Here is a 22,606-nt window from a genome sequence, read left to right as displayed (position 1 = left end):
AAGTTTCTCCATCTAATATGCTTAACCATTTCATTCTTTCAAGCCCCTTTTCTTTTTGTTTACTGCATTTATATGTATGGAATGAGCCATTATGACAAACTGTAATAAAAAACAGCCGGCGTTCATACATCATAAAAAAGGAGGCGGAATGCAATGAAAGAAGCAGATTTGGTGATTGATACAGAGGAAATTGCGGAGTTCTTCTACGTGGAGCTGATCAAAAGAGGGTACATACCTGCTGAGCTTGAAACATTTGAGCTGGCTGACATTACATTTGAATATATGCTGAAAAAAGCAATGATAGTTGAAGAAGAGGCGTGGTAGGCACTATACTTTGAAGAGATTCTGAAGAGAGAGGGAGGGGAATCCTTCGCGTGTACATCCTATTTCTTATCATTTTATTTGGCGCTATTGCTGCGCTCATGGCATCTGGGGCTTTTCAAGATTTGGACAACCAGATTATCTTATGGTTTGAAAGCATCAGACTCCCTTTTTTAAATGATGTCATGCTCGCTTTGACTGACTTTGGCATCAGCGCGCTGCTCGTTCCAATCATGCTCATTTTTAGTGTGGTCTTGTTTATGTATAAGCGCTACTACTCTATCATGATGCTTTTTCTACTATATCTCACAGAAAAAACAATCAATCATGAATTAAAGGGGCTGTTTGCTAGAGAGCGTCCGGCCTTTGATCACCTTGTAGTTGAAACGTATTACAGCTTTCCGAGCGGACATTCGATGAATGCAGCCACCATCTACCCTTTTATTGCTTATCTATTAGTTGAAATGATCCCATGGCTGAAAGAAAGACAAAAAATCGTCTATTTGATCACAGGGCTTTGCGTTCTGGCCATTGGCATCAGCCGGATGTATATCGGGGTGCATTATTTGACAGATGTTGCAGGAGGCTTTGCGATAGGACTCGCTCTATTTCTCATTTGTAAAAAGATTGACGAAAGATTGCCTGTCATTCGACAAAAATAGAAGAAGGAAATGGACAGATCCCAGCCAATTTTATATAAAAGGGGAGGGATTTGAATGCAATTGACGTTGAGATTTTTTCAAAAGAAACCTTCAGCATTTCACTTAACCATTTATCAGACACCTGAATATGGCGCTGCAAGCGGGCATCAGCCTGTGTACCGGACAAAGATTGGCGGCAGAACACACCTTGATGTACTGGAAAAAGCATTCTCGACATTTAATGTACATGATACAGTCCCTAATGATTACAATGCGCGGTTTATCACAACAGGTGATATTGTTGTGATTGATGATAAGAAAAAGGGGAAGTGCTATTATCAGCTCTCTCCGGCAGGGTGGAAACGCAGTGAACGACTAATGACGATAGGTTAAATAGATAATGAATGATGCCAGCTGGAGATCCAGCTGGTATTTTCTTTTTTAAGCTCGATCGTTTATAATAAATAGGATAAAATACATAGTAAACGTAAGTGGAGGCTAAAAAATGAGTGTACATATTGGAGCAGAAAAAGGACAAATTGCAGAAACGGTATTGCTACCAGGCGATCCGCTTCGTGCGAAATATATTGCAGATACATATTTAGAAGATGTTGAGTGCTATAACGAAGTGCGCGGAATGTATGGCTATACTGGAACCTATAAAGGGAAACGTGTTTCTGTACAGGGCACTGGAATGGGCGTACCGTCTATTTCAATTTATGTGAATGAACTCATTCAAAGCTATGATGTTCAAAACTTAATTCGCGTTGGATCTTGCGGAGCCATCAAAAGAGATGTCAATGTACGTGACGTCATTTTAGCCCAGACATCATCAACAGATTCACAAATGAATCGTGTGGCTTTTGGACCGATTGATTATGCGCCATGCGCTGATTTTGGCCTGCTCAAGAAAGCCTACGACACAGCAGAAGCAAAAAATGTCGCTGTACGTGTCGGAAATGTATTTACAGCAGACCAATTTTACAATGAAAAACCACTTGAGCTCATGGCTCAATATGGTATCCTAGCGATCGAAATGGAGACAACCGCTCTTTATTCTCTTGCAGCAAAATTTGATCGAAAAGCGTTATCCATTTTGACTGTGAGTGACCACGTTCTAACAGGAGAAGAAACAACGGCTGAAGAGCGTCAAACAACGTTTGATGAAATGATCTTAATTGCGCTAGACTCCGTTTTATAATAGTATAAAGGGTGTGCTACAATGTAGCGCATCTTTATTTTTTTAGAAGAGCAAAAGGAAGGTATGTCATGAAGAAAAGCTACAAAATACTCTCAATCGCATCGATTCTTGGTTTGACAGCCGCGCTATCAGGCTGCCAGTTGCTGGATCAAAAAAGCGGTACATCTGAATCAAACAAAACAAACGAACAAAAAAACGCAGCAAGTTCATCTCCCCAGCACAACTCAAACGATAAGGCAGATTCATCGAATCAAGAGCTGACGTTAAAGAGTGAATATTTCAATGACATCAAGGTTGTGAGCGGTCTGAAAACCATTCAAAATCCTGAAAATGTGCTAGCACTTGTCAACAAAGAATATGCATTACCAGGAACCTATAAACCTTCTGATCTCGTTGTACCAAAAGTAGAATTCTCTTTTTCGGAAGATATTGAAAAGCGATATATCCGCAAAGAAGCAGCGGAAGCGCTTGAGAAGTTATTCAAAGGTGCAAAAAAAGAAAACTTCGAGCTTGCTGCAGTATCTGGCTATCGCTCCTATGACCGTCAAAAAGTCATTTTTGATAGTGAGGTCAAATTAAAAGGCAAAGAAAAAGCACAAGAAGCAGTCGCTTTACCAGGCGAAAGTGAACATCAAACAGGTTTAGCCATGGACATTTCCTCAAAAAGTGCCGGTTTTGAGATCTCTGAAAAGTTTGGTGAAACACCAGATGGCAAATGGGTGGCTAAAAACGCCTATAAATATGGCTTTATCATCCGTTATCCAAAAGGAAAAGAAGACATTACGAAATACGAATATGAGCCGTGGCATCTGCGCTATGTGGGAAAAGAAGCCGCAAAAGCGATGCATGATCATGATTTAACATTTGAAGAATACATGAACAAAGTAAAGAAAATCTAAACAAGTTAAAGGCCTCCCAGCTATTCGGGAGGCCTTCTCTTATTCTTCTTTTAAAAAAAGAACAATCCTGCTAATGCGAAGCCGGTAATGAAACCGAGGCCGATGCCATACGCTGCACCCCAGCCATAATATCCGCCCCAATAGCCAAAGCCAAAGCCTCCGCGAGACCCGCCGACTGGACGAATATAAACTTTGCGGTTTGTCACACGCTCAATGCGTCCGACGTGTACTCTGCCATTACGGTCAGTAATTCTAGCGACTTTCCCCATATGCTGCTGACAAAGCTTGTAGTAGCGCTCCATGTTTTTCCTCCTTATGACAAACTCTTTTCACTCTTATCCTATGCGAGAGACTTTATAGAGTTTGGACAAAACATATAGGAGATTCGCTCATTTTATACGGTACATTCAAATAGAATGTGGCTTAGCTGCTTTCGGTGTGCTTGAATGAGATCGTAGTGTGTTTGCAGTGTCTCGTAAAGAGAAGGCGGTATGTGTTCAGATAATTCCATCTCTGTCGGTTCCTCCTGCACCATATGTTCATCGAATGAAAGAATCTGAATGTCACGGAAGCCTGCTGCTGTTAACTGTTCCTTCCATTCTTCAAGCGACAAGAGCGAGTGAAAGCCGTAAAAATTTCGAACAGCTGCCAGCTCTTCAGGGGTAAGAGGGGCTTTTAACACAGCTTCATTTGCAATCAGTTGACTGCCAGGAGCAAGCACACGTTTGATTTCAGCTAGTGCATCAGGCAGCTTGGCAAAGCTTAAAACAGATTCACTGATGAGTAGAGAGAACGCTTGATCTGGAAAGGGCAGCTGCTCAATGGATGCCTCTAAAGCACGGATCGGCAGTTCCTCCCGTTTGAATCGCAGGTTCGCCTTTTCAATCATCAATGGATGCGTATCAATGGCCTCCACCTGATAACCAATATTTCCTAAATAGGCGGCGGTCTGTCCTGTACCGCATCCAGCGTCCAGTATTCGTGCATGAGGCGGCAGTTTTATATGCTCAATCATCGTTTTTGTTAACTCAATTCCGCCAGGATGGGCACCTGATACGCCAAAATAAGCAAGCATTTCTACATAATCACTCATATAATCCCTTCTTTCCTTATCCTGTTCCTCTCTAAAGATTATGCAATAGAGGGGCAAATGGCTTATCTTTTCAAATAGAAGTTGATCCTTTGGTTGACGGATGAAGCCTCGTCCTTGATAATAATGAAAGGAGATAAAGGTGGTGTTTTTTTGAAAAAACAAATGAAGTTCGTGGTAGCCATTCTCGTGACTGCTGCACTGTCCTCAGCGATTACATTTGTGATCACAAAACAAGGTGCTGTCAGCGTCTCAGGAGACGAGAAGTTTAGTAAACTCATGGCTGCGTATACGAAGGTAAAGGATGAGTATTACGAAAAAACGGATGATCAAAAACTAGTAGATGGTGCGATCCAAGGAATGATTGCATCACTTGATGATCCATACTCTACATATATGGATCAGGAGGAAGCCGAAGGATTTAATAATACCATTTCTTCTTCATTTGAAGGAATTGGTGCACAAGTTGAAGAGAAGGATGGACAAATTTTAATTGTCGCGCCGATTAAAGGCTCTCCTGCTGAAAAAGCTGGTTTGAAACCGCATGATCATATTTTAAAAGTGAATGGAAAAAGCACCAAAGGAATGTCGGTCAATAAAGCAGTCTCTCTCATTAGAGGGAAAAAAGGAACGGATGTTAAGCTGCATCTTAACCGTCAAGGAGTCGGCAATGTAGATGTGACCATCACAAGAGACACGATTCCGCTTGAAACGGTGTATGCAAAACTCACAAAAGACAAAATAGGAGAAATCCAAATTACGTCCTTTGCTGAAACCACATCGAAAGAGCTGGATAAAGCAATTGATGACCTTGAGAAAAAAGGGGCAAAAGGTTTTGTCATTGACCTGAGAGATAATCCAGGCGGCATCATGACAGAAGCCATTGAAATGAGCAATGACTTTATTGATAAAGGGAAAGTCATCATGCAGGTTGAAGAAAAAGGGAAGAAACAAGTGTACAAGGCTGAAAAAGAACGCAAAGTCCATCAGCCGGCAGTTGTCCTTGTAAATGGCGGTTCAGCCAGCGCTGCTGAAATCATGGCGGCGGCTCTGCACCAATCTTCAGGCATTCAAATTGTGGGTGAAAAGACGTTTGGCAAAGGAACTGTTCAAAATGCGCAAAACTATAATGATGGTTCTAGTGTCAAGTTAACCATTGCAAAATGGCTGACACCAGACGGTTCTTGGATTCACAAAAAAGGTATCGAACCACAGGTGAAAGCAGCTCTCCCAAGTTATGCAAAGCTGCCGTACTTAAGCCCGAAAAAATCATATGAGCTAAATGACAATGGAGATGAAGTCAAAGCAGCTCAAAAAATGTTCCAAGCGCTTGGCTACAAAGCAAAAGCAAACGGTGAGTACGATCAAGCATTCCAGTCTATCGTCAAAAGCTTCCAAACAGACAACGATCTCAAGGCAGACGGTATTCTGACAGGAGATACAACGACCGTTCTGATGACAAAGATCCAAGATAAGCTAAAGAACAACGATACACAAATGAAAAAAGCCATTGAAGTCTTGAAAAAAGAAATGAAATAAAAAAAGCAGTCCTCATCAGGGGACTGCTTTTTCTTATCCTTACACTTCGTTTGTGATCGCTTCTGTTTTTTCATGATCCTTTTCAAATAGATCATTCATGACAGAATTGGATGTGACCTTGTTTTGGAAGAATGGATTCAAAATCAAGATGACGACGACGTTTGCTAGTAAACCAAGAAAACCTTCATAAAGACCGAACGTAACTTGTGAGATATTCGCTGTAAAGGTAACGATGATTCCAACGACTAACCCGGCAATCGTTGCTTCTCTCGATTGTTTTTTCCAGAATAAGCTGATGGCAATAGCTGGGAAGATTTGAACCATTCCTGAAACACCAATGAGCTGAAGCGTGACAAGTGCAGTTGGGAACAGCATCCCGAATAAAAGAGCGAGCCCGATGACGATAAACACCATCGAACGTGTAATGATGGTCAATCTTTTAGGTGACACATTCGGATGAATTAAGTCACGGTATAAATTATTGGCAAATAAATTCGATGCGCCAATGGCCATGATGGAGCATGGAATGAGGGAAGCCAGTGCAATCGTTGAATAAGCGAGCCCCTGCATCACACCGCCATATGATGTTTGAATTAAATGAAGAAGAGCAAATCTTGGATTTGTATCTTCTGGTAAGACTAAAAAAGCAATAAATCCAAGGAAGATGACCAAAATCAATACAATATTATAAAGAGGCAAAAACATGCTGTTTTTACGGATGGCATCTGCGCTTTTGGCTGTAAAAACCCCAGTTGCTGCGTGTGCCCACATAAACAAAGCAAGAGCAGAAACGCCTGAAGCAGTAATGAACCATAAAATGCCTTTAGGACCGCCTTCAGGGATCGTTAGAAGCTGAGGGGCTTCTTTGGCTAACGTGTTCATCATCGGTGTCCAGCCGTTAAAATGAATAATTGGCAGTGAAACGACCATAAACAGCATGATCACCCAAACGAGAATATCCTTAATAATGGCTGTATATGTAGGACCTTTAATACCACTAAAAAATGTATAAAGTGCGACTAAAATAAATGAAATAATAACTACTGCATTCACATTAATATAATTCGTTCCAGCGACAGTTAACGTATCTTGAATCCCGCTCAGCTGAAGACAAATATAAGGAATCAGCATAAGTACTCCAACAATCGCAATCAAACTGGATAACAGCTTGCTGTCAAACCGCTCACGTGCATAATCGGCAAGTGTTGTAAGGTTGTGATTTTTCGCAACCGTCCATAGTTTCGGTAAAAAGAAATAAGCAATAAAATAAGCTAGGACTGAATAAGGAATAGCGAAAAAAGCGACGCTTCCAGCTGTATAGGCTGTACTTGTAAGCCCTAAAAAGGTATAAGCTGTATATAAGTCTGCGCCAACGAGGAACCAGACGAGCAGTCCGCCAAATTTTCTTCCGCCGACAGACCATTCTTCTACTGACTGTCTTGATGATTTGTCACGACCAGCGGCAAATCCGATGACCACGACGATGAAAATAATACTTGCAGTAATCAATAAAGCTGTTAAATTTCCTTGCATTAGTCAGTTCCTCCATTTGAATGTTGCATCTTATAAATGATAAATGTGCAAATTGGTGTGAGTACAATCCATAGCAAGAGCCAGAAGTGGAAAAAGGGCAGGCCGATGACAAATGGATGAATGCGATTCGCAAAAGGCAGCAATGCGAGCTGTCCGATGAATGGAATCGCGATTAGTAGTGCCAGCATCAATTTTTTGTTCATGATTTCCTCCTGAATATTTTGTAATTTCATAATAATAGCAGTTGTCAGATTAGATCACAAGACCATTTTCAGAAAAAACAATCATTTTGGTGAATATCATACTAATATAACGCTTTCATTCTTGAAAGAGGAGAAAGAGTGAAGTTGTAAAGAGGAGGAAGGTGAAAGAAAGTATGTAGAAATAATATTTAAAGCAAATAAAAAAGCCCCAGCATAAAGGCTGAGGCTTTGCCAATTTTTAAAGGAAATCAGATACTTCTTCGATGTCGAAACGGTTGCTTTTATGAGCTTCTTTCGCTGCTTTACCAACTGAAATCAGCATAACCGGCTCGTAGCGGCCGCTTACATTGAATTCTTTGATGTACGCGTCTTTACTGAAACCACCCATTGCACATGTATCATAGCCCATTGCTTTGGCCGCAATCATTAATTGCATAGCAGCTAATGAAGCATTTGAATACGCTGCTTCGCGTGCATATTGCTCGCTTTGGTATGCGCCATTGATTTGAGTCATCAATGTTTCTTTAATGTCTTCAGTAATGAACCCTTGTTCTGCCAGTTCACTGTAGATTTTTTCGCCATTTTGGTTAGCTTCAAGGTCACCTAGAACAGCAATAACAGCTGATGCTTGTGATACTTGCTTTTGGTTGTACGCGATTGGAAGTAATTTTGCTTTTGCTTCAGCACTATGGAAAACAGTGAAATGCCAATGCTGAAGGTTCCAAGCAGATGGTGCTTTTGTTGTGATTTCAAGAAGCTCTGTTAACTCTTCTTTTGTCATTTCATGAGAAGTATCATACTCTTTTACTGAAGCTCTTTGTTTTAAGATGTCAATTGTTTTTTGATCGGTCGCCATATGGATATTTCCTCCCGTTTTTGCAAATAATATGGTACAATAACTAAAAAGTGAGAAACTTACTTATTGTAACTAGAGTTATTTTAAATTGTACACCGTTAGTTTGTCAAACAATCATGAAAAGAAAGGCTGAAATTTATGGAATTCCAATTATGTCCACACATTCAGCAAGCTTTTTTACTCCTAGGCAAAAGGTGGAACGGTCTCATTATACATGTATTGCTTGATGGACCAAAGCGTTTTAAAGACCTTACAGACACGATCCCGACGATCAGTCAAAAAATGCTCGCAGAGCGTTTAAAAGAGCTTGAGCAAGAAGGGATTATAGAGCGGACTGTCCTACCTGAGACGCCTGTCAAAGTCATTTACAGTTTAACTGAAAAAGGGAATGCGTTACATGATGTGTTTCATGAGGTATCTCGGTGGGCAGGGGAGTATACAGACTCACACGGGAAAAAGGAGCAAGCCTAGTTTCAGGTTTGCCCAAACATTTTGACTCCTGATGAATATGCTGATGTTAGGCACATGACAAAGGAGGAGAAATGCATGTACCCTCATACTCCGTATTTTCGAGGCGGCGCCCCTGGCATTCCGCCATATGAATCCAGAGTCCCTTTGTTTTTTGGTTTTGGCGCTCCTTTAGTCGGCGGACTGCTTGGCGGATTTCTAGGAAGTGCGATTTTTAATTATCCCCGTCCATATTACCCGCCGCCACCACCGCCTGCTCCACCACCTTATGGCGGCGGATATCCACCATATTATTAAGAAAAAAGAGTAAGCCTGCTTCCGTTCTTAAAGCAGGCTTTTTATAATGGAATATCAATTTCAGAAATTCCTGGATCATCATGCTTTAAAAACATAATTTCCAAAATGCCGTCTTGATATGACGCCTTCGTTCCTTTTCGTTTCACAGCAGCAGGGAGAACGACTTTCTTCTGCGTCCCTTCTTCAGGAAAATGATCAATAAACAGCAGATTGGCTGTATGTTTGATTTTGACTTTTTCTGTGTTCGGACGAGCAAGTTCAATTTTGACAAACACATGATCAGTCGTCTCGAACACTTCGACTTCTGGCTCTTTTTCTTTTTCGACATCATTTTCTCTCGTTTTTTGATTTTGAGAAAGGGGATCCTGAAATGGGAACTGAGCAGGATAATTGGAGCCGAATACACTTTCCATGACTTGATTGACATACTGCTCAACGTCTTTAGGATCTGAATTCTTTAAGGCTTCTTTTGAGAACTGCTTTTGAAAAGGGAATAATCGGTTCCAGTCGAACATGTGAATCATCCTTTCTAAATGCCCTGAATTAGTATATGCCCATTCGCCGGCGTGCGTGCTATAATATACGTTAGATTTAGAAAGGGATGGTTACATTGAACGAACAGCAATCAAAAGGTGTTCTCTACACGGCAGCATCTTTTACACTCTGGGGTTTATTCCCGTTATATTGGAAGCTGATGGAGCATATTTCGTCAGGCGAAATTTTAGCGCACAGAATTTTATGGTCATTTGTGTTTATGTGCGGTATTCTTTTGTATTTAAAACAAGTCCGCCCAGCAATGCAGACAGTGAAGGGTCTCATACTGGATGGTAAAGCATTTTTTTCATTACTTTTATCTGCTATTTTAATTTCGGTCAACTGGTATGTTTACATTTGGGCAGTCAATCATGGTCTTATGCTAGAAGCAAGTTTAGGGTACTATATTAATCCGCTTGTATCCGTTCTATTAGGCATTATTTTCTTAAAAGAACGATTAAATAAATGGCAAACCATTGCCATCCTCATTGCCGCATTTGGGGTGATCCTTTCAACAGTTCAATACGGGTCATTTCCTGTGGTTGCTTTCTTATTAGCCCTTAGCTTCGGCTTTTATGGTTTGATTAAAAAAAGGATGAGCTTCACGAGCGCGATTGGTTTGACGATTGAAACGCTGCTTCTCGCACCGGCTGCACTTGTGTACTTATTATTTTTCTTAAAAGAACCTGTTGTGACTATGAATCCTAACAGCTTCGGGTCGCTCGGTCTCTTATTTTTTGCAGGCGTTTTTACAGCTGTGCCGCTTCTTTTATTCTCAGAAGGCGCAAAAAGAATTCCACTTTATCAAGTGGGCATTTTGCAATACATTGCACCGACAATTACGCTGTTTTTAGGGCTGTTTGTCTATCACGAACACTTATCCGCAGCTAAAATTGTAACATTCCTTTGTATTTGGGTGGCGATTTTACTGTTTACCACCTCTCAATTACGCATGAAAAAAACAGCGAATTCTCATTAAGTCAAACGAGCAGTTTGCTTTTTTTTGCAGGCGGATCATGTCATAATAAGTTGTTACCAAAACTGTAGAGGTGATCATATGTCGTCAGCTCATGAGCTTGCAGCCGCCTATCAATCTTTATGGAAAAATCGTCAGCTTGATGTTGATGATATGTCTTCTTTACACGAGGCCATATGTGATGATTTACTTGATGCACGAACTCATCCGCGGGCAAGGAAATCATTACACCAAAAGTATGTGCTTGCTGTGGAGAGAATTTTAGAAAGTGAGCTTAAGCATGATCATCAGCTGCAGCTGATCAGCTTACATACGAAAAAGCTGCGAGAATTAATTCAAAATGAAGGAAGGAACCACTCATGAAACCAATTCAAACGGAAGATGTCACAGCACATCTTGAATCGTTTTTAAATCGTCCAGTCTTCGTTCATCTTGAAACGACAACTGGTTCTTATTCAGCTCATGTAAATGAACAAAATATGACGGTTGTTGCGTATATCCGCAACGCGAAAGTCGTCTATTCACAGGCGAAAATAAAAGGACAAGGTCCATACCGTGTTGGAATGAAAACAGAAGATGGCTGGATTTACGCAGAAGGATTAACCGATTATGTGTTTGATGACCAAGGCCGCCTGCTATTAGCTGGACACTTGCCAGACGGCAAACTAGCGATCTCATTACAAATTAGTGAAACACCATTTCAGGTGTAGAAGAAAGGGTGACAAGTCATGAACGAACATGTACTAGTGATGCTGCCTCACCCCGATGATGAATCTTTTGGGGTTGCTGGTCTCATTGCACAAAGCAGAAAACGCGGAATTCCCGTTACGTATGCATGCGGGACACTTGGGGAAATGGGCAGAAATATGGGAAGCCCAACATATGCGAACCGTGAAACACTTCCTGAATTAAGAAAACAGGAATTAATCAATGCCTGCAAAGAAATGGATATCACAGACTTACGTATGCTTGGCCTGCGTGATAAAACATTGGAATTTGAAGACGACGAGTATTTGGCAGATGTGATGGAAACCATCATTGATGAAGTCAAACCGACACTCATTGTGACGTTTTATCCAGGACACGGTGTACATCCTGATCATGATGCGACAGGTGAAGCTGTGATTCGTGCTCTTTACCGCAAGAAAAAAGAAGACCGTCCTGTCACATACTGCATGGCCATTACGAAAAATAGAGAAGAAGTACTTGGACATGCGGATATTGTGATTGATATTACAGATGTTGCAGATATCAAATTAAATGCACTGAGAGCGCATAGAACGCAAACAGAGGGCATGCTGAGAGAGCTTGAACAAAAGCTGAAAAACAAAGAACCAGTTGTCCAAAAATGGTTTGATGAAGAAATTTTCTGGACGTATCAATGGAATGACTAAACAAAAAAGCAGCTGATCTATGTCAGCTGCTTTTTTGTGTTGTATTTAGTGATTCGATACATGCCTGAGTTGACGTTTTTGAATCAATCTGAGACGGATAAAGAGGACGATGGCGCCTGCGGCAAGCCCGGCAATCAGTCCGATCCAATAACCAAACGCCCCAAAGGAGGTATATGTGCCAATGAGATAACCGGCAGGAAGACCGATGACCCAGTAAGAGACAAAAGCAGCAATCAGCGTATAATTCACATCTTTATAGCCGCGCAGAGCCCCTTGAATGGGTGCAGCAATCGCATCTGACAGCTGGAAAAAGATCGCGTAAATCAAAAAGTGCTGTGTCATTTGTAAAACAGCTGATTCAGCTGTATATAAACCAGCGATCTCTGGTCTGAATAGCAAGATGAGGGCCGCCGTACATAATGAGAATAATACCGCCGTTCCAATGCCGATATAGCTGTAGCTTTGCGCGTCTTTATACCTCTTAGCCCCCGCTTCAAACCCAACAACGATCGTTAATGCCATTGAGATACTAAGCGGTAAAATATAAAGAATAGAAGCAAAGTTCATCGCTGCTTGGTGACTGGCGATAGTAATGGTATCAAAGTGCCCCATTAATAGCGTCACTGCGGCAAAGATACTCGTTTCAAAAAAGATCGCAAACCCGATAGGAAGGCCAATTTTCAGTATTTGCCCTATACGGGAGATATTCATTCGAGGCAGTTTTTGAAACAAACGAAATGAGGCAAATGGTTCTGCATTAATGACAATACAAATACTCATGATGAAAATCGCCCAATACGTCATTGCAGATGCAAGACCGGCACCCGCGCCCCCAAGCTTTGGAAAGCCAAAATTCCCAAAAATCAATACGTAATTTAAAACAAAGTTAATAGGAAGTGCTGTGAGCGTGATGAACATTGTCACACGTGTTTTCCCTAATGCATCAATAAATGACCTTAGCACCGAATAACCAAACAGCGGAATGATGCCAAAAGCAAGAAAGCTGAGAAAATGCCGGGCAATATCCTCTACAGAGTGCTCGAGTCCAAGTCCTCCTAGTATGTAAGGAACGCTGATCGTACCAATGACAATCACCGCGATACTTAAAAGAAAGGATAAATAAATCGCCTGAAAGACAGCCCGGGGAACATCTTCTTTATGCCCAGCGCCCATCAGCTGAGCCACAATCGGAGTAACGGCCATCAAAATCCCGGCAAGTCCCGTATAAACAGGTGTCCAAATACTAGAACCGATCGCAACACCCGCAAGGTCTTCTGCACTCACTTTTCCAGACATCACCGTATCTAAAAAGGTAATAAGCGAAAGACCTGCTTGGGTGATTAAAATCGGAATCAAAATGGTTAAAAATAGTGTCAGCTTTGCTCGAATGCTATTCGTTTCTCTCATCATAAGTTCCTCTCTGAACAGAAATAACGAGAGGAATTATATCATGCTATGTAAAAAAATCAATTCTCCGTCGGATTATTTTTCTTAGATGGCTTCGTTTTTTTAAACATTTGGGCATAAATAAAAGAAAGACTGACAACACCTAAAATGCTGCAAGCATATTGGATGATTTTCTGAATGGTCATATTAAGCTCACCTCCATACAAATAGAATGTGCACAATTTGCTATTTTATAACAACAAGCGAAAGAAGGAGGGAAAAGATCAGATGATCCATCGGACGAACGAAGAAGTGATATTTAAAGCCGGGATGAGAACACATTTGATGAACATTATGAAGGATGCAAGTGACATCATTGATTCTCTTGATGAAACAGAGCAGTGTTTACTTTGTGATCTCGAAGCATTGCATGATCAGTTTAATGAAATGCATGCAGAGGCCTCGTCGTTTTATTTACAAGCGTATATGGAAGAATTCACACCAGGATTTGCTCAATTTTCTTTAGCCATTGAGAATTTATCAAAACAAAAGCATGGAGCACTCATTGTGATCCAAAGACGCGATGAGGTTGAGGATTTTATTCAAAAAGGGACAAACCTTCATGCGAAAATTAGCGCTTCCTTAATAGAAAGCATTTTCTACCCGGGAAATCCACTGCATGACGGTGCTCTTTTAGTCAAAGAAAATACACTTGTTTCTGCTGCAAATGTGCTGCCGCTTACATCGAAAAAAGTGAGTCCTTCGCTTGGCACAAGGCACAGGGCAGCGATCGGACTCTCTGGTATGACAGATGCACTTGTTCTTGTCGTATCAGAAGAAACGGGAAAAATGTCGTTTGCGAAAGAAGGCGTGCTTTACCCGCTTACCGTAAAAGATCCGGAAATAAGAAAATAAAAACGAACGCTGCATTCTTCATTCGGAAGGATGCTTTTTTATTTGCGGAGAAAAATCGACCAATTAAGTAAAAAGTCATTTGATACAGAAAAATTTGTCATGTAGAATAGAACTATGAAACTAGCAGTGTGCTTGTTTTGACAAATTTCTAAACGTCAACTTAAAAATTCCTTAAAAAATGTTTATAAATACAACAAACAGCCGATAGAAACGATATGGCTTTGTTTTTTAGCATTTTGAGTTGGCTGCTTTAGCCTATTTGTTATTGCCCAACGTCTTCATGTCGAGTAATATAATAGAAATAAAGATAAAATAGTGCAAGAGAAGCAGAACCATTAAATGCTAAACTCAAAAACTAGTACATACGTCTTAATGGACAAAATCACGAAAGGCGGAGATTCCTCTATGAAGAAAAAAGTAGTAACCGGCCTTACAGTTTCAGCGATCGCTGGCTCAGCTGTGTTTGCTGCACCGGCAGAAGCACAGACGATCAAGGTGAAAAGCGGTGACTCACTTTGGAAGATTGCCGAACAGTACAATACAACTATTTCGGAGCTTCAATCTCTTAATCAATTAAAAACGACAATGATTTTTGCAGGGCAAAGCTTAAAAATTCCTGGTGAAAAAAGCAAGAAATCCAGTTCATCAACAGGGTCAAAAGCAAAGAAATCAAGTGCTTCAACGACTTCCAGCTATACTGTAAAGCTTGGCGATTCTTTATGGCTGATTGCAAAAAATCATAAAATGTCAGTTGCAAGCTTAAAAAGCCTAAACAGCTTAAACAGCGACCTGATTCGTCCTGGTCAAAAGCTAAAGGTATCTGGCAGCACGAAGACGAGCGGAAGCCAGTCATCAAATTCAAACTCATCTTCAAATTCCAGCTCAAGCAACAAGACAACGAACTCAAATAGTTCATCATCTTCAAGTACATACAAGGTTAAATTAGGGGATTCACTTTGGAAAATTGCGAATTCGCTAAATATGTCGATTGGTGAAATCAAAACATTGAACGGACTAAAATCTGATATGATTTATCCGAATCAAGTATTGAAAGTAAAAGGGACGGCTGCATCAAAACCAAGTCAGTCAAAACCTACTACACCAAGCAATTCAAACAGTAACCAGTCTTCTAGCGGGAAAACAACATCTTATACTGTAAAATCAGGCGATTCGTTATGGAAAATTGCGAATCAATTCAAAGTACAGGTTCAATCAATCCGCACAGCCAACAACTTAAAAAGTGATGTGCTTAGAATTGGACAAGTATTAAAAATTAATGGTGCAGCTTCCGGCTCAACTGGATCGAATGGCTCTACGTCTAACGGTTCAACAAAGCCAGTCGACAATAACAAAAATGATGTACCAATGAATGCAAAGATCACGACAATGATTCAAGAGGGGAAAAAGCTGACAGGCGTTCCTTACAGATGGGGCGGTAATACACCAGCAGGATTTGACTGCAGCGGCTTTGTTTACTATCTTATTAACAAAGTTTCATCTGTATCCAGATTAAGCACAGCTGGCTACTGGAATATGATGACTCCTGTAAGCACACCACAAGTTGGAGATTTTGTTTATTTTACAACGTACAAAGCAGGCCCTTCTCATATGGGACTATACCTTGGCGGAGGAGATTTCCTTCATGCAAGTGACAATGGAGTAGGGATCTCGAACTTAAGCAACCCATATTGGAAAAAAGCCTACTTAGGTGCAAAACGTTTCTTCTAAAAAAAGCCGATTTTCGGCTTTTTTTGTTTGCCAGCTGCTGTGATTGTCCATACTGGTAACAAAAGGGGGCAGTCATAAATGAAAAAGTCAGTGTGGATGATCATGATATGTTTGATCTTTACCGCATCAGCATGTCATGCACCGCCGAAAAAAGAAACGACAGAAGAAACAAGCGAAGTTTCAGCACCTAAACAAGCACCAGTCACGACGTCACTCATAAACGAAAGCGGGCAAAAAATAGGAAGCATTGAAATAAGAGAGTCCTCAGAAAATGGGCTGGATCTGCATGTGAAAGCGAAAGGGCTGCCGCCAGGTCCCCACGGTTTTCATATTCATGAAACAGGAATATGTGAAACGCCAGATTTTGAAACGGCAGGAGCTCACTTTAATCCAACCCATAGAGAGCATGGTTTTGACAATCCAAAGGGGCACCATGCTGGAGATATGCCTAATTTAGAGGTAGGGGCAGATGGACAAATTGATGTGGTTGTGAACGTACCAGATGTGACGTTAAAGGGAGGCCAGAATCAATTAATCGATCAAAATGGGCGAAGCTTTATCATTCATGCAGAAGCAGATGATTATTTAAGTAATCCTTCTGGAAACTCAGGGAAACGCATCGCTTGCGGATCGATCACAAAAGAAATGGTAAAATAACAGAAGTCTAACCTTTATGTATTGAGTGCATAAAGGTTTTTTTAGTATACTTGGTGAGGAAAATGATCGAAGAGAGGAATTAATCATACATGTTTAACGAACAATCACTCCCAGAAGAAATTCAAGCAATGATTGAAGCAAAAGCAAAAGTGCTGGAAGAAGAATTTCGTCCACTTATTGGAACAGGCGGCTATGAATCACAGGATACTTCTATCATTCAAGATGCCATGATTGCATTAGCATTAGGAAAAAACGTTCTTTTAAAGGGGCCGACCGGCTCAGGTAAAACCAAACTAGCAGAAACATTATCCGCTTTTTTTCAGCAGCCGATGCACAGTGTGAACTGCTCGGTTGATCTTGATGCTGAAAGCTTGATTGGCTATAAAACCATTCACAATGATGGTCAGGTGGCTTCGATTGAATTCATTGAAGGACCTGTGACAAAAGCAATGAAAAAGGGCCATCTTTTATATATTGATGAAATCAACATGGCGAAGCCAGAAACACTCCCTATTTTAAATGGTGTACTCGACTACAGAAAAATGATGACAAACCCATTTACAGGTGAGGTTGTTCGAGCAGAAGAAGGCTTTGGCGTCATTGCGGCAATCAATGAAGGATATGTCGGCACAGTACCTCTAAATGAAGCGTTAAAAAACCGTTTTGTTGTCATTGACGTTCCATATATCGGCGGCGGTATCCTGAAAGATGTACTGCAATCTCAATCTGTTTTAAAGGATGAGCGGTTAATTGATCAATTCGTTCAGCTCTCATCAGACCTCATTACACAAGCTCATAACGGACAGGTGAGTGAAGAAGCAGCATCCATCCGCGCACTCCTGGATACTTGTGATCTTGCGCAGTACATCCCGCCGCTTCGTGCCGTTGAACGAGGCATTGTTGAAAAGCTGGAAGATGACCGGGAAAAAGCAGCGGTAAGAAATATCGCTCAAACATTATTCGAGTGAGGTTCTGACTTTTGAAATTCATCAAATTTAATGACAGCAGAATCGATTCATTTTTATTTATGGAATTAACGGATTTAGCCAAAACGTTAGCAAAAAGTGATGATGTCGAGCTTGAATACGGTGTACAGTCCTACTATGAACCGTTTGAAAAGAAAATTTTCATCAGTCATTTTTGGGATGATCGTAAACAAGAAGATATGCTAGCAGGGCTGAAAAGTGATGTGTTCCTTCGTGCAGTAGGCACGGTTTATAGTGATCTTACGGTATTTCAGGAGATCATTCGCTTTGCTCATACATTATCCATTCCTGATGTATGTAAACAATTGTTTATGCTGTTTGAAGATATCCGCATTGAAGAGCGGATTAAACATGACCGCCCAGGAACAAAAAAGGTATTTAAACGAAGAAGAGAGCTGTACCGGCGTCACTTTAAGACACAATTAACGATTAACCAAGAACGAAGTATTTTAACAGATGCACTCTTTTGTGCGATTTATGTGAAGCTGACAGCTGATTCTCCGCTCGAAGAGATTCCGCCTCTTCATGAGCAGATCAACCCAATGATTCCGTTTATTGAGTCAAGTCTTGAACGTGTGTATGATGCGGGTTCAACATCAGACATCGCAGCTATTGTCAAAGAATTGATGGAAGGCTTCGATGAACTGCTTGAAAAGGATATGCTGAATACGTACTTTTTCTTCCCTGAATTGGACTATGAACAAGCGGCAAAAGAACCGCTGTTCCATGATTTAAAAAGAAAACCTAAATTAAGTGAGGACATTAAAGTCGACCGTGAAAAAGAAGGCGATGAAGACATTCACCAAGAGTATATGGAAGTGTGGCATCGAGAAACCGAAGCGCCATCCAAAAGCTTCCTTCAATTTGATTTAGAGCACGGCGGTAAAAGTGATCTTGGTAAGGATGCGGCAAGAGAAGGTGATGACGGAGATCAGGCACTCGGAACTGTCCAGGGCTCTGCAAAGCAAACACACCGAAAAGATTATTCAAAGCTTGAAGCGCTGGAAGAGGCTGAAGGTGAAGAAAGCGGGTCAGATGGTTATGAGAATGGAAAAGAAAACAAATATGCGTTTCCAGTCATGATTTCACCAGATCCTCCTAAGCCAGAACAAATCGATGCATACAAGCAGCATGCGAAGGAAATTGAGCCTTATCAGAAACGCTTAAAACAAATGATCCAAAAAACACTTGAACATAAAAAATCATGGCCTAAAACAGACCTTCATGCAGGACGTCTCAGTAAAAAGCTGATTCGCTACTTTACAGAGTCTAACCCGCGTCTTTTCTATAAAAAACAGGCACCGTCTTCTCAGATTGATGCTGTTTTCACCTTATTAGTAGACTGTTCAGCGAGTATGTTTGACAAGATGGATGAGACGAAAAAGGGCATTGTTCTCTTTCATGAAGCGTTAAAATCCGTGCAAGTCCCACATCAAATTGTTGGGTTTTGGGAAGATACAAACGATGCAACAGAAACGAGTCAGCCAAACTACTTCAACACAGTTGTGTCGTTTAAAGATTCTCTATTTGACGCAGGGCCTTCTATTATGTCTCTTGAGCCAGAAGAGGATAACCGGGATGGCTATGCGATCCGCCAAATGACAAAGATGATTTTAAAACGAAGAGAAGAACAAAAGTTTCTGATTGTCTTTTCAGACGGAGAACCAGCTGCGTTCAGCTACGAACAAAATGGGATTGTCGATACGCATGAAGCAGTTCTTGAAGCGAGGAAAAAGGGCATTGAGGTGATCAATGTGTTTTTATCCAATTCGCCGATAGAAGAAGCGCAGATGAAAACCATTCAAGATATGTACGGCAAGTTCAGCATTTTTGTACCAGATGTCGATACATTGCCAGATGTTTTATATCCATTACTGAAGAAACTGCTGCATAAAAGCATTGGGGCATAAGCTTTTGCCCCTTTCTTTAAATTATTTTTCGGAATGATTTAAATTTTTTGTTTTTCTGTGAATTTTTTATCTTTAATTGAACAAAGAATGTAGAAAGTAATCCAAAACAGTGGTAGAATATTATTGGAAGCGTTTTATTACATAAATTTGGTCATTGTGTTCTGGAAGTTATATCGAGATAGTGTTCAATCACTTGATGATCAAAGTTGGGGGTAGTGTTCAAAATGTTTCAAAATGATGTGAAACAACCGTTGAGTTGGGAAGAATTTCATGGTCCGAACCTCGGCTATGTGCTCGAGCTCTACGATCAATATGTCCAGGATCCTACTAGTGTTGATGAAGATCTAAGAGGCATATTTGATGAACTTGGTGCACCACCGAGTGAAATGAAGGAGGAAATTGGGAAAAAAGAAAATAGCGTAGTTACTTCTGAACAAATCCAAAAGATAGCATCAGTCGTTAAACTGGCAGAAGACATCAGAACGTATGGCCATTTAAATGCTTCCGTCAATCCTCTTCGCAAAGAAAAGGAATTACAAGAGCTGTTTCCTTTAAAGGAGTACGGTTTAACAGAAGAAGATGTCAAGAATATTCCGATTTCTATTATTAGTCCGGATGCACCAAAACACATTTCAAACGGCATAGAAGCCATTAACCATTTGAGAAATACGTATAAACGTACCATTTCATTTGAGTTTGATCACGTGCATGACTTCAAAGAGCGAAACTGGCTCTCAAAATCAATCGAATCTGGTGAACTATTTAAGAAAAAACCAGCAGATAAACTAGTTTCTGTATTCAAGAGATTAACAGAAGTTGAGCAGTTCGAGCAGTTTCTTCATAAAACATTTGTTGGGCAAAAGCGCTTCTCTATAGAAGGTTTAGACGCACTTGTCCCAGTACTTGATGAAATTATTTCAGAGTCTGTTACACAAGGGACTTCAAATATTAACATTGGAATGGCACACAGAGGCCGTTTAAATGTATTAGCACATGTGTTAGGAAAGCCATATGAGATCATTTTCTCAGAATTCCAGCATGCGCCAAATAAAGAGCTGGTTCCATCAGAAGGCTCTATTGGCATCAGCTATGGGTGGACAGGGGATGTTAAGTACCATCTTGGAGCTGACCGTCAAATTAAAGACGAAGATACAAAGAGTGCGAGAGTTACGCTTGCTAATAACCCAAGCCACTTGGAGTTCATTGATCCAATCATTGAAGGAAGCACGCGTGCCGCTCAGGAATCACGTACTCAAAAAGGCTATCCAGTTCAAGACGTTGAAAAAGCGTTAGCCATCTTAATTCATGGGGATGCAGCATTCCCTGGAGAAGGAATTGTGGCAGAAACATTAAATTTAAGCCAACTTGTAGGCTATCAAGTGGGCGGAACCATCCATATTATTGCCAACAATATGATCGGTTTTACAACAGAAAGCAATGAATCCCGCTCGACGAAATATGCGAGTGACCTTGCAAAAGGATTTGAGATCCCTATTGTTCACGTCAATGCAGATGATCCAGAAGCGTGTTTAGCGGCTGTTCAGCTAGCAGTAGAATACCGCAAACGCTTCAAGAAGGATTTCCTTATTGACTTGATCGGTTACCGCAGATACGGTCATAACGAAATGGATGAGCCTTCTACAACTCAGCCAATGCTGTACGATGCGGTCAGAAAGCACAAAACGGTCAAGAATATCTTTGCAGATAAACTTGTCTCAGAAGGTCTTTTGACAAAAGAGCAGCGTGAAGAAATCGAGCAGGCTGTGACAGCAAAAATAGAAGAAGCTTATAAAAAGGTGCCTTCAAAGAAAGAGCATACGATTCAAGAAATCGAACTGCCAGAGCCTGTATCAAACGGCTTCCCAGCAGTGGATACATCAGTAGAATTTGATGTATTGCGAAAGCTGAATGAAGAATTGATCAGCTGGCCGAATGATTTCCAAGTATTTGGTAAACTGAAGCGGATCCTTGAAAAACGTGCAAAAGTGTTTACAGATGACCGTAAAGTAGAATGGTCACTTGGGGAAGCACTCGCATTTGCATCTATATTAAAAGACGGTACGCCAATTCGAATGACCGGACAGGATTCAGAGCGTGGTACTTTTGCTCAAAGAAACCTTGTTCTTCACGACAGTCAAACGGGAGATGAATTTATTGCTCTTCATGAACTAAGTGATGCAAATGCTTCGTTTACAGTTCATAACAGTCCACTGTCAGAAGGCTCAGTCATCGGGTTTGAATATGGTTATAATGTCTATTCTCCTGAAACGTTAGTGATTTGGGAAGCTCAATTCGGAGACTTCGCAAATGCGGCTCAAGTGTATTTCGATCAATTTATCTCAGCTGGCCGTGCAAAATGGGGACAAAAATCAGGTTTAGTCATGTTGCTGCCGCATGGATATGAAGGACAAGGTCCTGAGCATTCAAGTGGAAGAACAGAGCGCTTCCTGCAATCAGCTGCTGAGAATAACTGGACAGTTGCGAACCTGACAAGTGCAGCGCAATATTTCCATATTCTTAGAAGACAGGCGAAAATGCTGCTTCGTGAAGAGATTCGTCCGCTTGTGATTATGACTCCGAAGAGTCTGCTTCGTAACCCGAACACATTGTCTGAAGTCCAAGAATTAACAGATGGACAGTTCCGTCCAGTTCTTGAACAGCCAGGTCTTGTACATGATCACGAAAAAGTATCGCGTCTCGTGCTATCTAGCGGGAAGGTATCCATTGATATTAGTGATCGTTTTACTCAAATGGAAGAGCCGAAAGATTGGCTTCACGTTGCAAGAGTGGAACAGCTATATCCGTTCCCAGCCAAAGATATTAAAGGAATTTTAACAAAGCTGACAAACTTAGAAGAAATCGTATGGGTGCAAGAAGAACCACAAAATATGGGAGCTTGGGGATACATTGAGCCATATTTGCGTGAAATTGCGCCTGAAAAAGTAAAAGTACGTTACATCGGCCGAAGAAGACGTTCAAGTACGGCTGAGGGTGATCCAACTGTGCATAAAAAAGAACAAGAACGAATTGTATCTGATAGCTTGACTCGCAAAAACTAAGGGGGAAATGAAA

The 22,606-nt window shown here is 40.9% G+C and carries 26 protein-coding genes; 18 read left to right on the top strand and 8 right to left on the bottom strand.

Annotated features, from left to right (window positions below; translation table 11 throughout):
• The first annotated feature begins 153 nt into the window (after positions 1-153).
• From MHB67_RS09780 to MHB67_RS09760, 5 genes are all read left to right on the top strand, one after another.
• Positions 154-324: a YozD family protein gene (locus MHB67_RS09780; protein ID WP_065214722.1), complete on the top strand. Its 171-nt coding sequence runs from the start codon at positions 154-156 to the stop codon at positions 322-324.
• Between the two features lie 50 nt (positions 325-374).
• A complete protein-coding gene (locus MHB67_RS09775) occupies positions 375-983 on the top strand; it encodes a phosphatase PAP2 family protein (RefSeq protein WP_103132026.1) in 609 nt (202 codons plus the stop codon).
• Between the two features lie 54 nt (positions 984-1,037).
• Entirely contained in the window at positions 1,038-1,355 is a 318-nt protein-coding gene (locus tag MHB67_RS09770) for a hypothetical protein (RefSeq protein ID WP_024422706.1), read from the top strand.
• 112 nt (positions 1,356-1,467) lie between these two features.
• Complete coding sequence (gene deoD, locus MHB67_RS09765) at positions 1,468-2,163, top strand: purine-nucleoside phosphorylase (protein ID WP_012010274.1); 696 nt, start codon at positions 1,468-1,470, stop codon at positions 2,161-2,163.
• Positions 2,164-2,231: 68 nt separating this feature from the next.
• Positions 2,232-3,062 (top strand): M15 family metallopeptidase, encoded by an 831-nt coding sequence (locus MHB67_RS09760; RefSeq protein WP_024422705.1) that lies wholly within the window; start codon positions 2,232-2,234, stop codon positions 3,060-3,062.
• A gap of 50 nt (positions 3,063-3,112) precedes the next feature.
• On the opposite strand, the gene MHB67_RS09755 is transcribed toward MHB67_RS09760, so the two are convergent.
• A complete protein-coding gene (locus MHB67_RS09755) occupies positions 3,113-3,364 on the bottom strand; it encodes a hypothetical protein (RefSeq protein ID WP_024422704.1) in 252 nt (83 codons plus the stop codon).
• A 92-nt stretch (positions 3,365-3,456) separates the two neighbouring features.
• Positions 3,457-4,155 (bottom strand): class I SAM-dependent methyltransferase, encoded by a 699-nt coding sequence (locus MHB67_RS09750; protein ID WP_286098599.1) that lies wholly within the window; start codon positions 4,153-4,155, stop codon positions 3,457-3,459.
• 150 nt (positions 4,156-4,305) lie between these two features.
• On the opposite strand from MHB67_RS09750, the gene MHB67_RS09745 reads away from it, so the two are divergent.
• Positions 4,306-5,691, top strand: a complete 1,386-nt coding sequence (locus MHB67_RS09745; protein WP_149126534.1) for a S41 family peptidase — start codon at positions 4,306-4,308, stop codon at positions 5,689-5,691.
• 39 nt (positions 5,692-5,730) lie between these two features.
• Here MHB67_RS09745 and MHB67_RS09740 read toward each other — a convergent pair whose 3' ends face one another.
• The 3 genes from MHB67_RS09740 to MHB67_RS09730 all read right to left on the bottom strand — a co-directional run bounded on the left by MHB67_RS09740 (position 5,731) and on the right by MHB67_RS09730 (position 8,283).
• Positions 5,731-7,224: a sodium:solute symporter gene (locus tag MHB67_RS09740; protein ID WP_024428322.1), complete on the bottom strand. Its 1,494-nt coding sequence runs from the start codon at positions 7,222-7,224 to the stop codon at positions 5,731-5,733.
• Positions 7,224-7,427 carry a DUF3311 domain-containing protein gene (locus MHB67_RS09735; protein ID WP_024422700.1) on the bottom strand — a complete coding sequence of 68 codons (204 nt, stop codon included), beginning with the start codon at positions 7,425-7,427 and terminating at the stop codon, positions 7,224-7,226. The genes MHB67_RS09740 and MHB67_RS09735 overlap by 1 nt, the downstream gene beginning before the upstream one ends.
• Positions 7,428-7,665: 238 nt before the next feature.
• The gene (locus tag MHB67_RS09730; protein WP_024428323.1) at positions 7,666-8,283 is read right to left on the bottom strand and encodes a nitroreductase family protein; all 618 of its coding nucleotides are present in this window, start codon (positions 8,281-8,283) and stop codon (positions 7,666-7,668) included.
• A gap of 138 nt (positions 8,284-8,421) precedes the next feature.
• On the opposite strand from MHB67_RS09730, the gene MHB67_RS09725 reads away from it, so the two are divergent.
• Positions 8,422-8,754, top strand: a complete 333-nt coding sequence (locus MHB67_RS09725; protein ID WP_024422698.1) for a winged helix-turn-helix transcriptional regulator — start codon at positions 8,422-8,424, stop codon at positions 8,752-8,754.
• 75 nt (positions 8,755-8,829) lie between these two features.
• Positions 8,830-9,048 carry a hypothetical protein gene (locus tag MHB67_RS09720; RefSeq protein WP_024422697.1) on the top strand — a complete coding sequence of 73 codons (219 nt, stop codon included), beginning with the start codon at positions 8,830-8,832 and terminating at the stop codon, positions 9,046-9,048.
• Between the two features lie 41 nt (positions 9,049-9,089).
• Here the strand turns inward: MHB67_RS09720 and MHB67_RS09715 are convergent, their stop codons facing one another.
• Positions 9,090-9,563: an Hsp20/alpha crystallin family protein gene (locus MHB67_RS09715; protein WP_044332887.1), complete on the bottom strand. Its 474-nt coding sequence runs from the start codon at positions 9,561-9,563 to the stop codon at positions 9,090-9,092.
• A gap of 86 nt (positions 9,564-9,649) precedes the next feature.
• Between MHB67_RS09715 and rarD the strand changes: the two genes are divergently transcribed.
• From rarD to bshB2, 4 genes are all read left to right on the top strand, one after another.
• On the top strand, positions 9,650-10,561 hold the full coding sequence (rarD, locus tag MHB67_RS09710; protein ID WP_029705997.1) for an EamA family transporter RarD: 912 nt from the start codon (positions 9,650-9,652) through the stop codon (positions 10,559-10,561).
• Between the two features lie 78 nt (positions 10,562-10,639).
• Positions 10,640-10,921 (top strand): hypothetical protein, encoded by a 282-nt coding sequence (locus MHB67_RS09705; RefSeq protein ID WP_024428326.1) that lies wholly within the window; start codon positions 10,640-10,642, stop codon positions 10,919-10,921.
• Positions 10,918-11,268, top strand: a complete 351-nt coding sequence (locus MHB67_RS09700) for a YojF family protein (protein ID WP_008359999.1) — start codon at positions 10,918-10,920, stop codon at positions 11,266-11,268. The genes MHB67_RS09705 and MHB67_RS09700 overlap by 4 nt, the downstream gene beginning before the upstream one ends.
• 18 nt (positions 11,269-11,286) lie before the next feature.
• A complete protein-coding gene (gene bshB2 / locus MHB67_RS09695) occupies positions 11,287-11,952 on the top strand; it encodes a bacillithiol biosynthesis deacetylase BshB2 (protein ID WP_024422693.1) in 666 nt (221 codons plus the stop codon).
• A 45-nt stretch (positions 11,953-11,997) separates the two neighbouring features.
• Here the strand turns inward: bshB2 and MHB67_RS09690 are convergent, their stop codons facing one another.
• Positions 11,998-13,359, bottom strand: a complete 1,362-nt coding sequence (locus MHB67_RS09690) for an MATE family efflux transporter (protein ID WP_103132028.1) — start codon at positions 13,357-13,359, stop codon at positions 11,998-12,000.
• 59 nt (positions 13,360-13,418) lie between these two features.
• Entirely contained in the window at positions 13,419-13,544 is a 126-nt protein-coding gene (locus tag MHB67_RS09685; RefSeq protein WP_008359993.1) for a hypothetical protein, read from the bottom strand.
• A gap of 82 nt (positions 13,545-13,626) precedes the next feature.
• On the opposite strand from MHB67_RS09685, the gene cdaS reads away from it, so the two are divergent.
• The 6 genes from cdaS to sucA all read left to right on the top strand — a co-directional run bounded on the left by cdaS (position 13,627) and on the right by sucA (position 22,593).
• On the top strand, positions 13,627-14,253 hold the full coding sequence (gene cdaS, locus MHB67_RS09680; protein ID WP_024422691.1) for a sporulation-specific diadenylate cyclase CdaS: 627 nt from the start codon (positions 13,627-13,629) through the stop codon (positions 14,251-14,253).
• Between the two features lie 405 nt (positions 14,254-14,658).
• The gene (locus MHB67_RS09675) at positions 14,659-15,981 is read left to right on the top strand and encodes a peptidoglycan endopeptidase (protein ID WP_024428330.1); all 1,323 of its coding nucleotides are present in this window, start codon (positions 14,659-14,661) and stop codon (positions 15,979-15,981) included.
• A gap of 78 nt (positions 15,982-16,059) precedes the next feature.
• Entirely contained in the window at positions 16,060-16,638 is a 579-nt protein-coding gene (locus MHB67_RS09670; protein WP_103132029.1) for a superoxide dismutase family protein, read from the top strand.
• Positions 16,639-16,727: 89 nt separating this feature from the next.
• Complete coding sequence (locus MHB67_RS09665) at positions 16,728-17,606, top strand: MoxR family ATPase (protein ID WP_024428332.1); 879 nt, start codon at positions 16,728-16,730, stop codon at positions 17,604-17,606.
• Between the two features lie 11 nt (positions 17,607-17,617).
• Complete coding sequence (locus tag MHB67_RS09660) at positions 17,618-19,534, top strand: VWA domain-containing protein (protein WP_133744117.1); 1,917 nt, start codon at positions 17,618-17,620, stop codon at positions 19,532-19,534.
• Between the two features lie 224 nt (positions 19,535-19,758).
• Entirely contained in the window at positions 19,759-22,593 is a 2,835-nt protein-coding gene (sucA, locus tag MHB67_RS09655; protein WP_342492494.1) for a 2-oxoglutarate dehydrogenase E1 component, read from the top strand.
• Positions 22,594-22,606: the final 13 nt, after the last annotated feature.

It is taken from the genome of Bacillus sp. FSL H8-0516 (assembly GCF_038635285.1).
In the GTDB taxonomy this organism is placed as follows: Bacteria; Bacillota; Bacilli; order Bacillales; family Bacillaceae; genus Bacillus; species Bacillus safensis.
This window is presented reverse-complemented; position numbering and strand designations above follow the sequence as displayed.

What these genes read in the sequence shown, in the direction of transcription:
- MHB67_RS09770 (WP_024422706.1), top strand. Translation starts at nt 1,038, where the DNA reads ATGCAATTGACGTTGAGATTTTTTCAAAAGAAACCTTCAGCATTTCAC.
- MHB67_RS09705 (WP_024428326.1), top strand. Translation starts at nt 10,640, where the DNA reads ATGTCGTCAGCTCATGAGCTTGCAGCCGCCTATCAATCTTTATGGAAA.
- cdaS (WP_024422691.1), top strand. Translation starts at nt 13,627, where the DNA reads ATGATCCATCGGACGAACGAAGAAGTGATATTTAAAGCCGGGATGAGA.
- MHB67_RS09740 (WP_024428322.1), bottom strand. Translation starts at nt 7,224, where the DNA reads ATGCAAGGAAATTTAACAGCTTTATTGATTACTGCAAGTATTATTTTC.
- MHB67_RS09700 (WP_008359999.1), top strand. Translation starts at nt 10,918, where the DNA reads ATGAAACCAATTCAAACGGAAGATGTCACAGCACATCTTGAATCGTTT.
- MHB67_RS09720 (WP_024422697.1), top strand. Translation starts at nt 8,830, where the DNA reads ATGTACCCTCATACTCCGTATTTTCGAGGCGGCGCCCCTGGCATTCCG.
- MHB67_RS09750 (WP_286098599.1), bottom strand. Translation starts at nt 4,155, where the DNA reads ATGAGTGATTATGTAGAAATGCTTGCTTATTTTGGCGTATCAGGTGCC.
- MHB67_RS09665 (WP_024428332.1), top strand. Translation starts at nt 16,728, where the DNA reads ATGTTTAACGAACAATCACTCCCAGAAGAAATTCAAGCAATGATTGAA.
- MHB67_RS09685 (WP_008359993.1), bottom strand. Translation starts at nt 13,544, where the DNA reads ATGACCATTCAGAAAATCATCCAATATGCTTGCAGCATTTTAGGTGTT.
- bshB2 (WP_024422693.1), top strand. Translation starts at nt 11,287, where the DNA reads ATGAACGAACATGTACTAGTGATGCTGCCTCACCCCGATGATGAATCT.
- MHB67_RS09715 (WP_044332887.1), bottom strand. Translation starts at nt 9,563, where the DNA reads ATGTTCGACTGGAACCGATTATTCCCTTTTCAAAAGCAGTTCTCAAAA.
- MHB67_RS09755 (WP_024422704.1), bottom strand. Translation starts at nt 3,364, where the DNA reads ATGGAGCGCTACTACAAGCTTTGTCAGCAGCATATGGGGAAAGTCGCT.
- deoD (WP_012010274.1), top strand. Translation starts at nt 1,468, where the DNA reads ATGAGTGTACATATTGGAGCAGAAAAAGGACAAATTGCAGAAACGGTA.
- MHB67_RS09690 (WP_103132028.1), bottom strand. Translation starts at nt 13,359, where the DNA reads ATGAGAGAAACGAATAGCATTCGAGCAAAGCTGACACTATTTTTAACC.
- MHB67_RS09730 (WP_024428323.1), bottom strand. Translation starts at nt 8,283, where the DNA reads ATGGCGACCGATCAAAAAACAATTGACATCTTAAAACAAAGAGCTTCA.
- sucA (WP_342492494.1), top strand. Translation starts at nt 19,759, where the DNA reads ATGTTTCAAAATGATGTGAAACAACCGTTGAGTTGGGAAGAATTTCAT.
- MHB67_RS09760 (WP_024422705.1), top strand. Translation starts at nt 2,232, where the DNA reads ATGAAGAAAAGCTACAAAATACTCTCAATCGCATCGATTCTTGGTTTG.
- MHB67_RS09670 (WP_103132029.1), top strand. Translation starts at nt 16,060, where the DNA reads ATGAAAAAGTCAGTGTGGATGATCATGATATGTTTGATCTTTACCGCA.
- MHB67_RS09675 (WP_024428330.1), top strand. Translation starts at nt 14,659, where the DNA reads ATGAAGAAAAAAGTAGTAACCGGCCTTACAGTTTCAGCGATCGCTGGC.
- MHB67_RS09725 (WP_024422698.1), top strand. Translation starts at nt 8,422, where the DNA reads ATGGAATTCCAATTATGTCCACACATTCAGCAAGCTTTTTTACTCCTA.
- rarD (WP_029705997.1), top strand. Translation starts at nt 9,650, where the DNA reads ATGGTTACATTGAACGAACAGCAATCAAAAGGTGTTCTCTACACGGCA.
- MHB67_RS09780 (WP_065214722.1), top strand. Translation starts at nt 154, where the DNA reads ATGAAAGAAGCAGATTTGGTGATTGATACAGAGGAAATTGCGGAGTTC.
- MHB67_RS09735 (WP_024422700.1), bottom strand. Translation starts at nt 7,427, where the DNA reads ATGAACAAAAAATTGATGCTGGCACTACTAATCGCGATTCCATTCATC.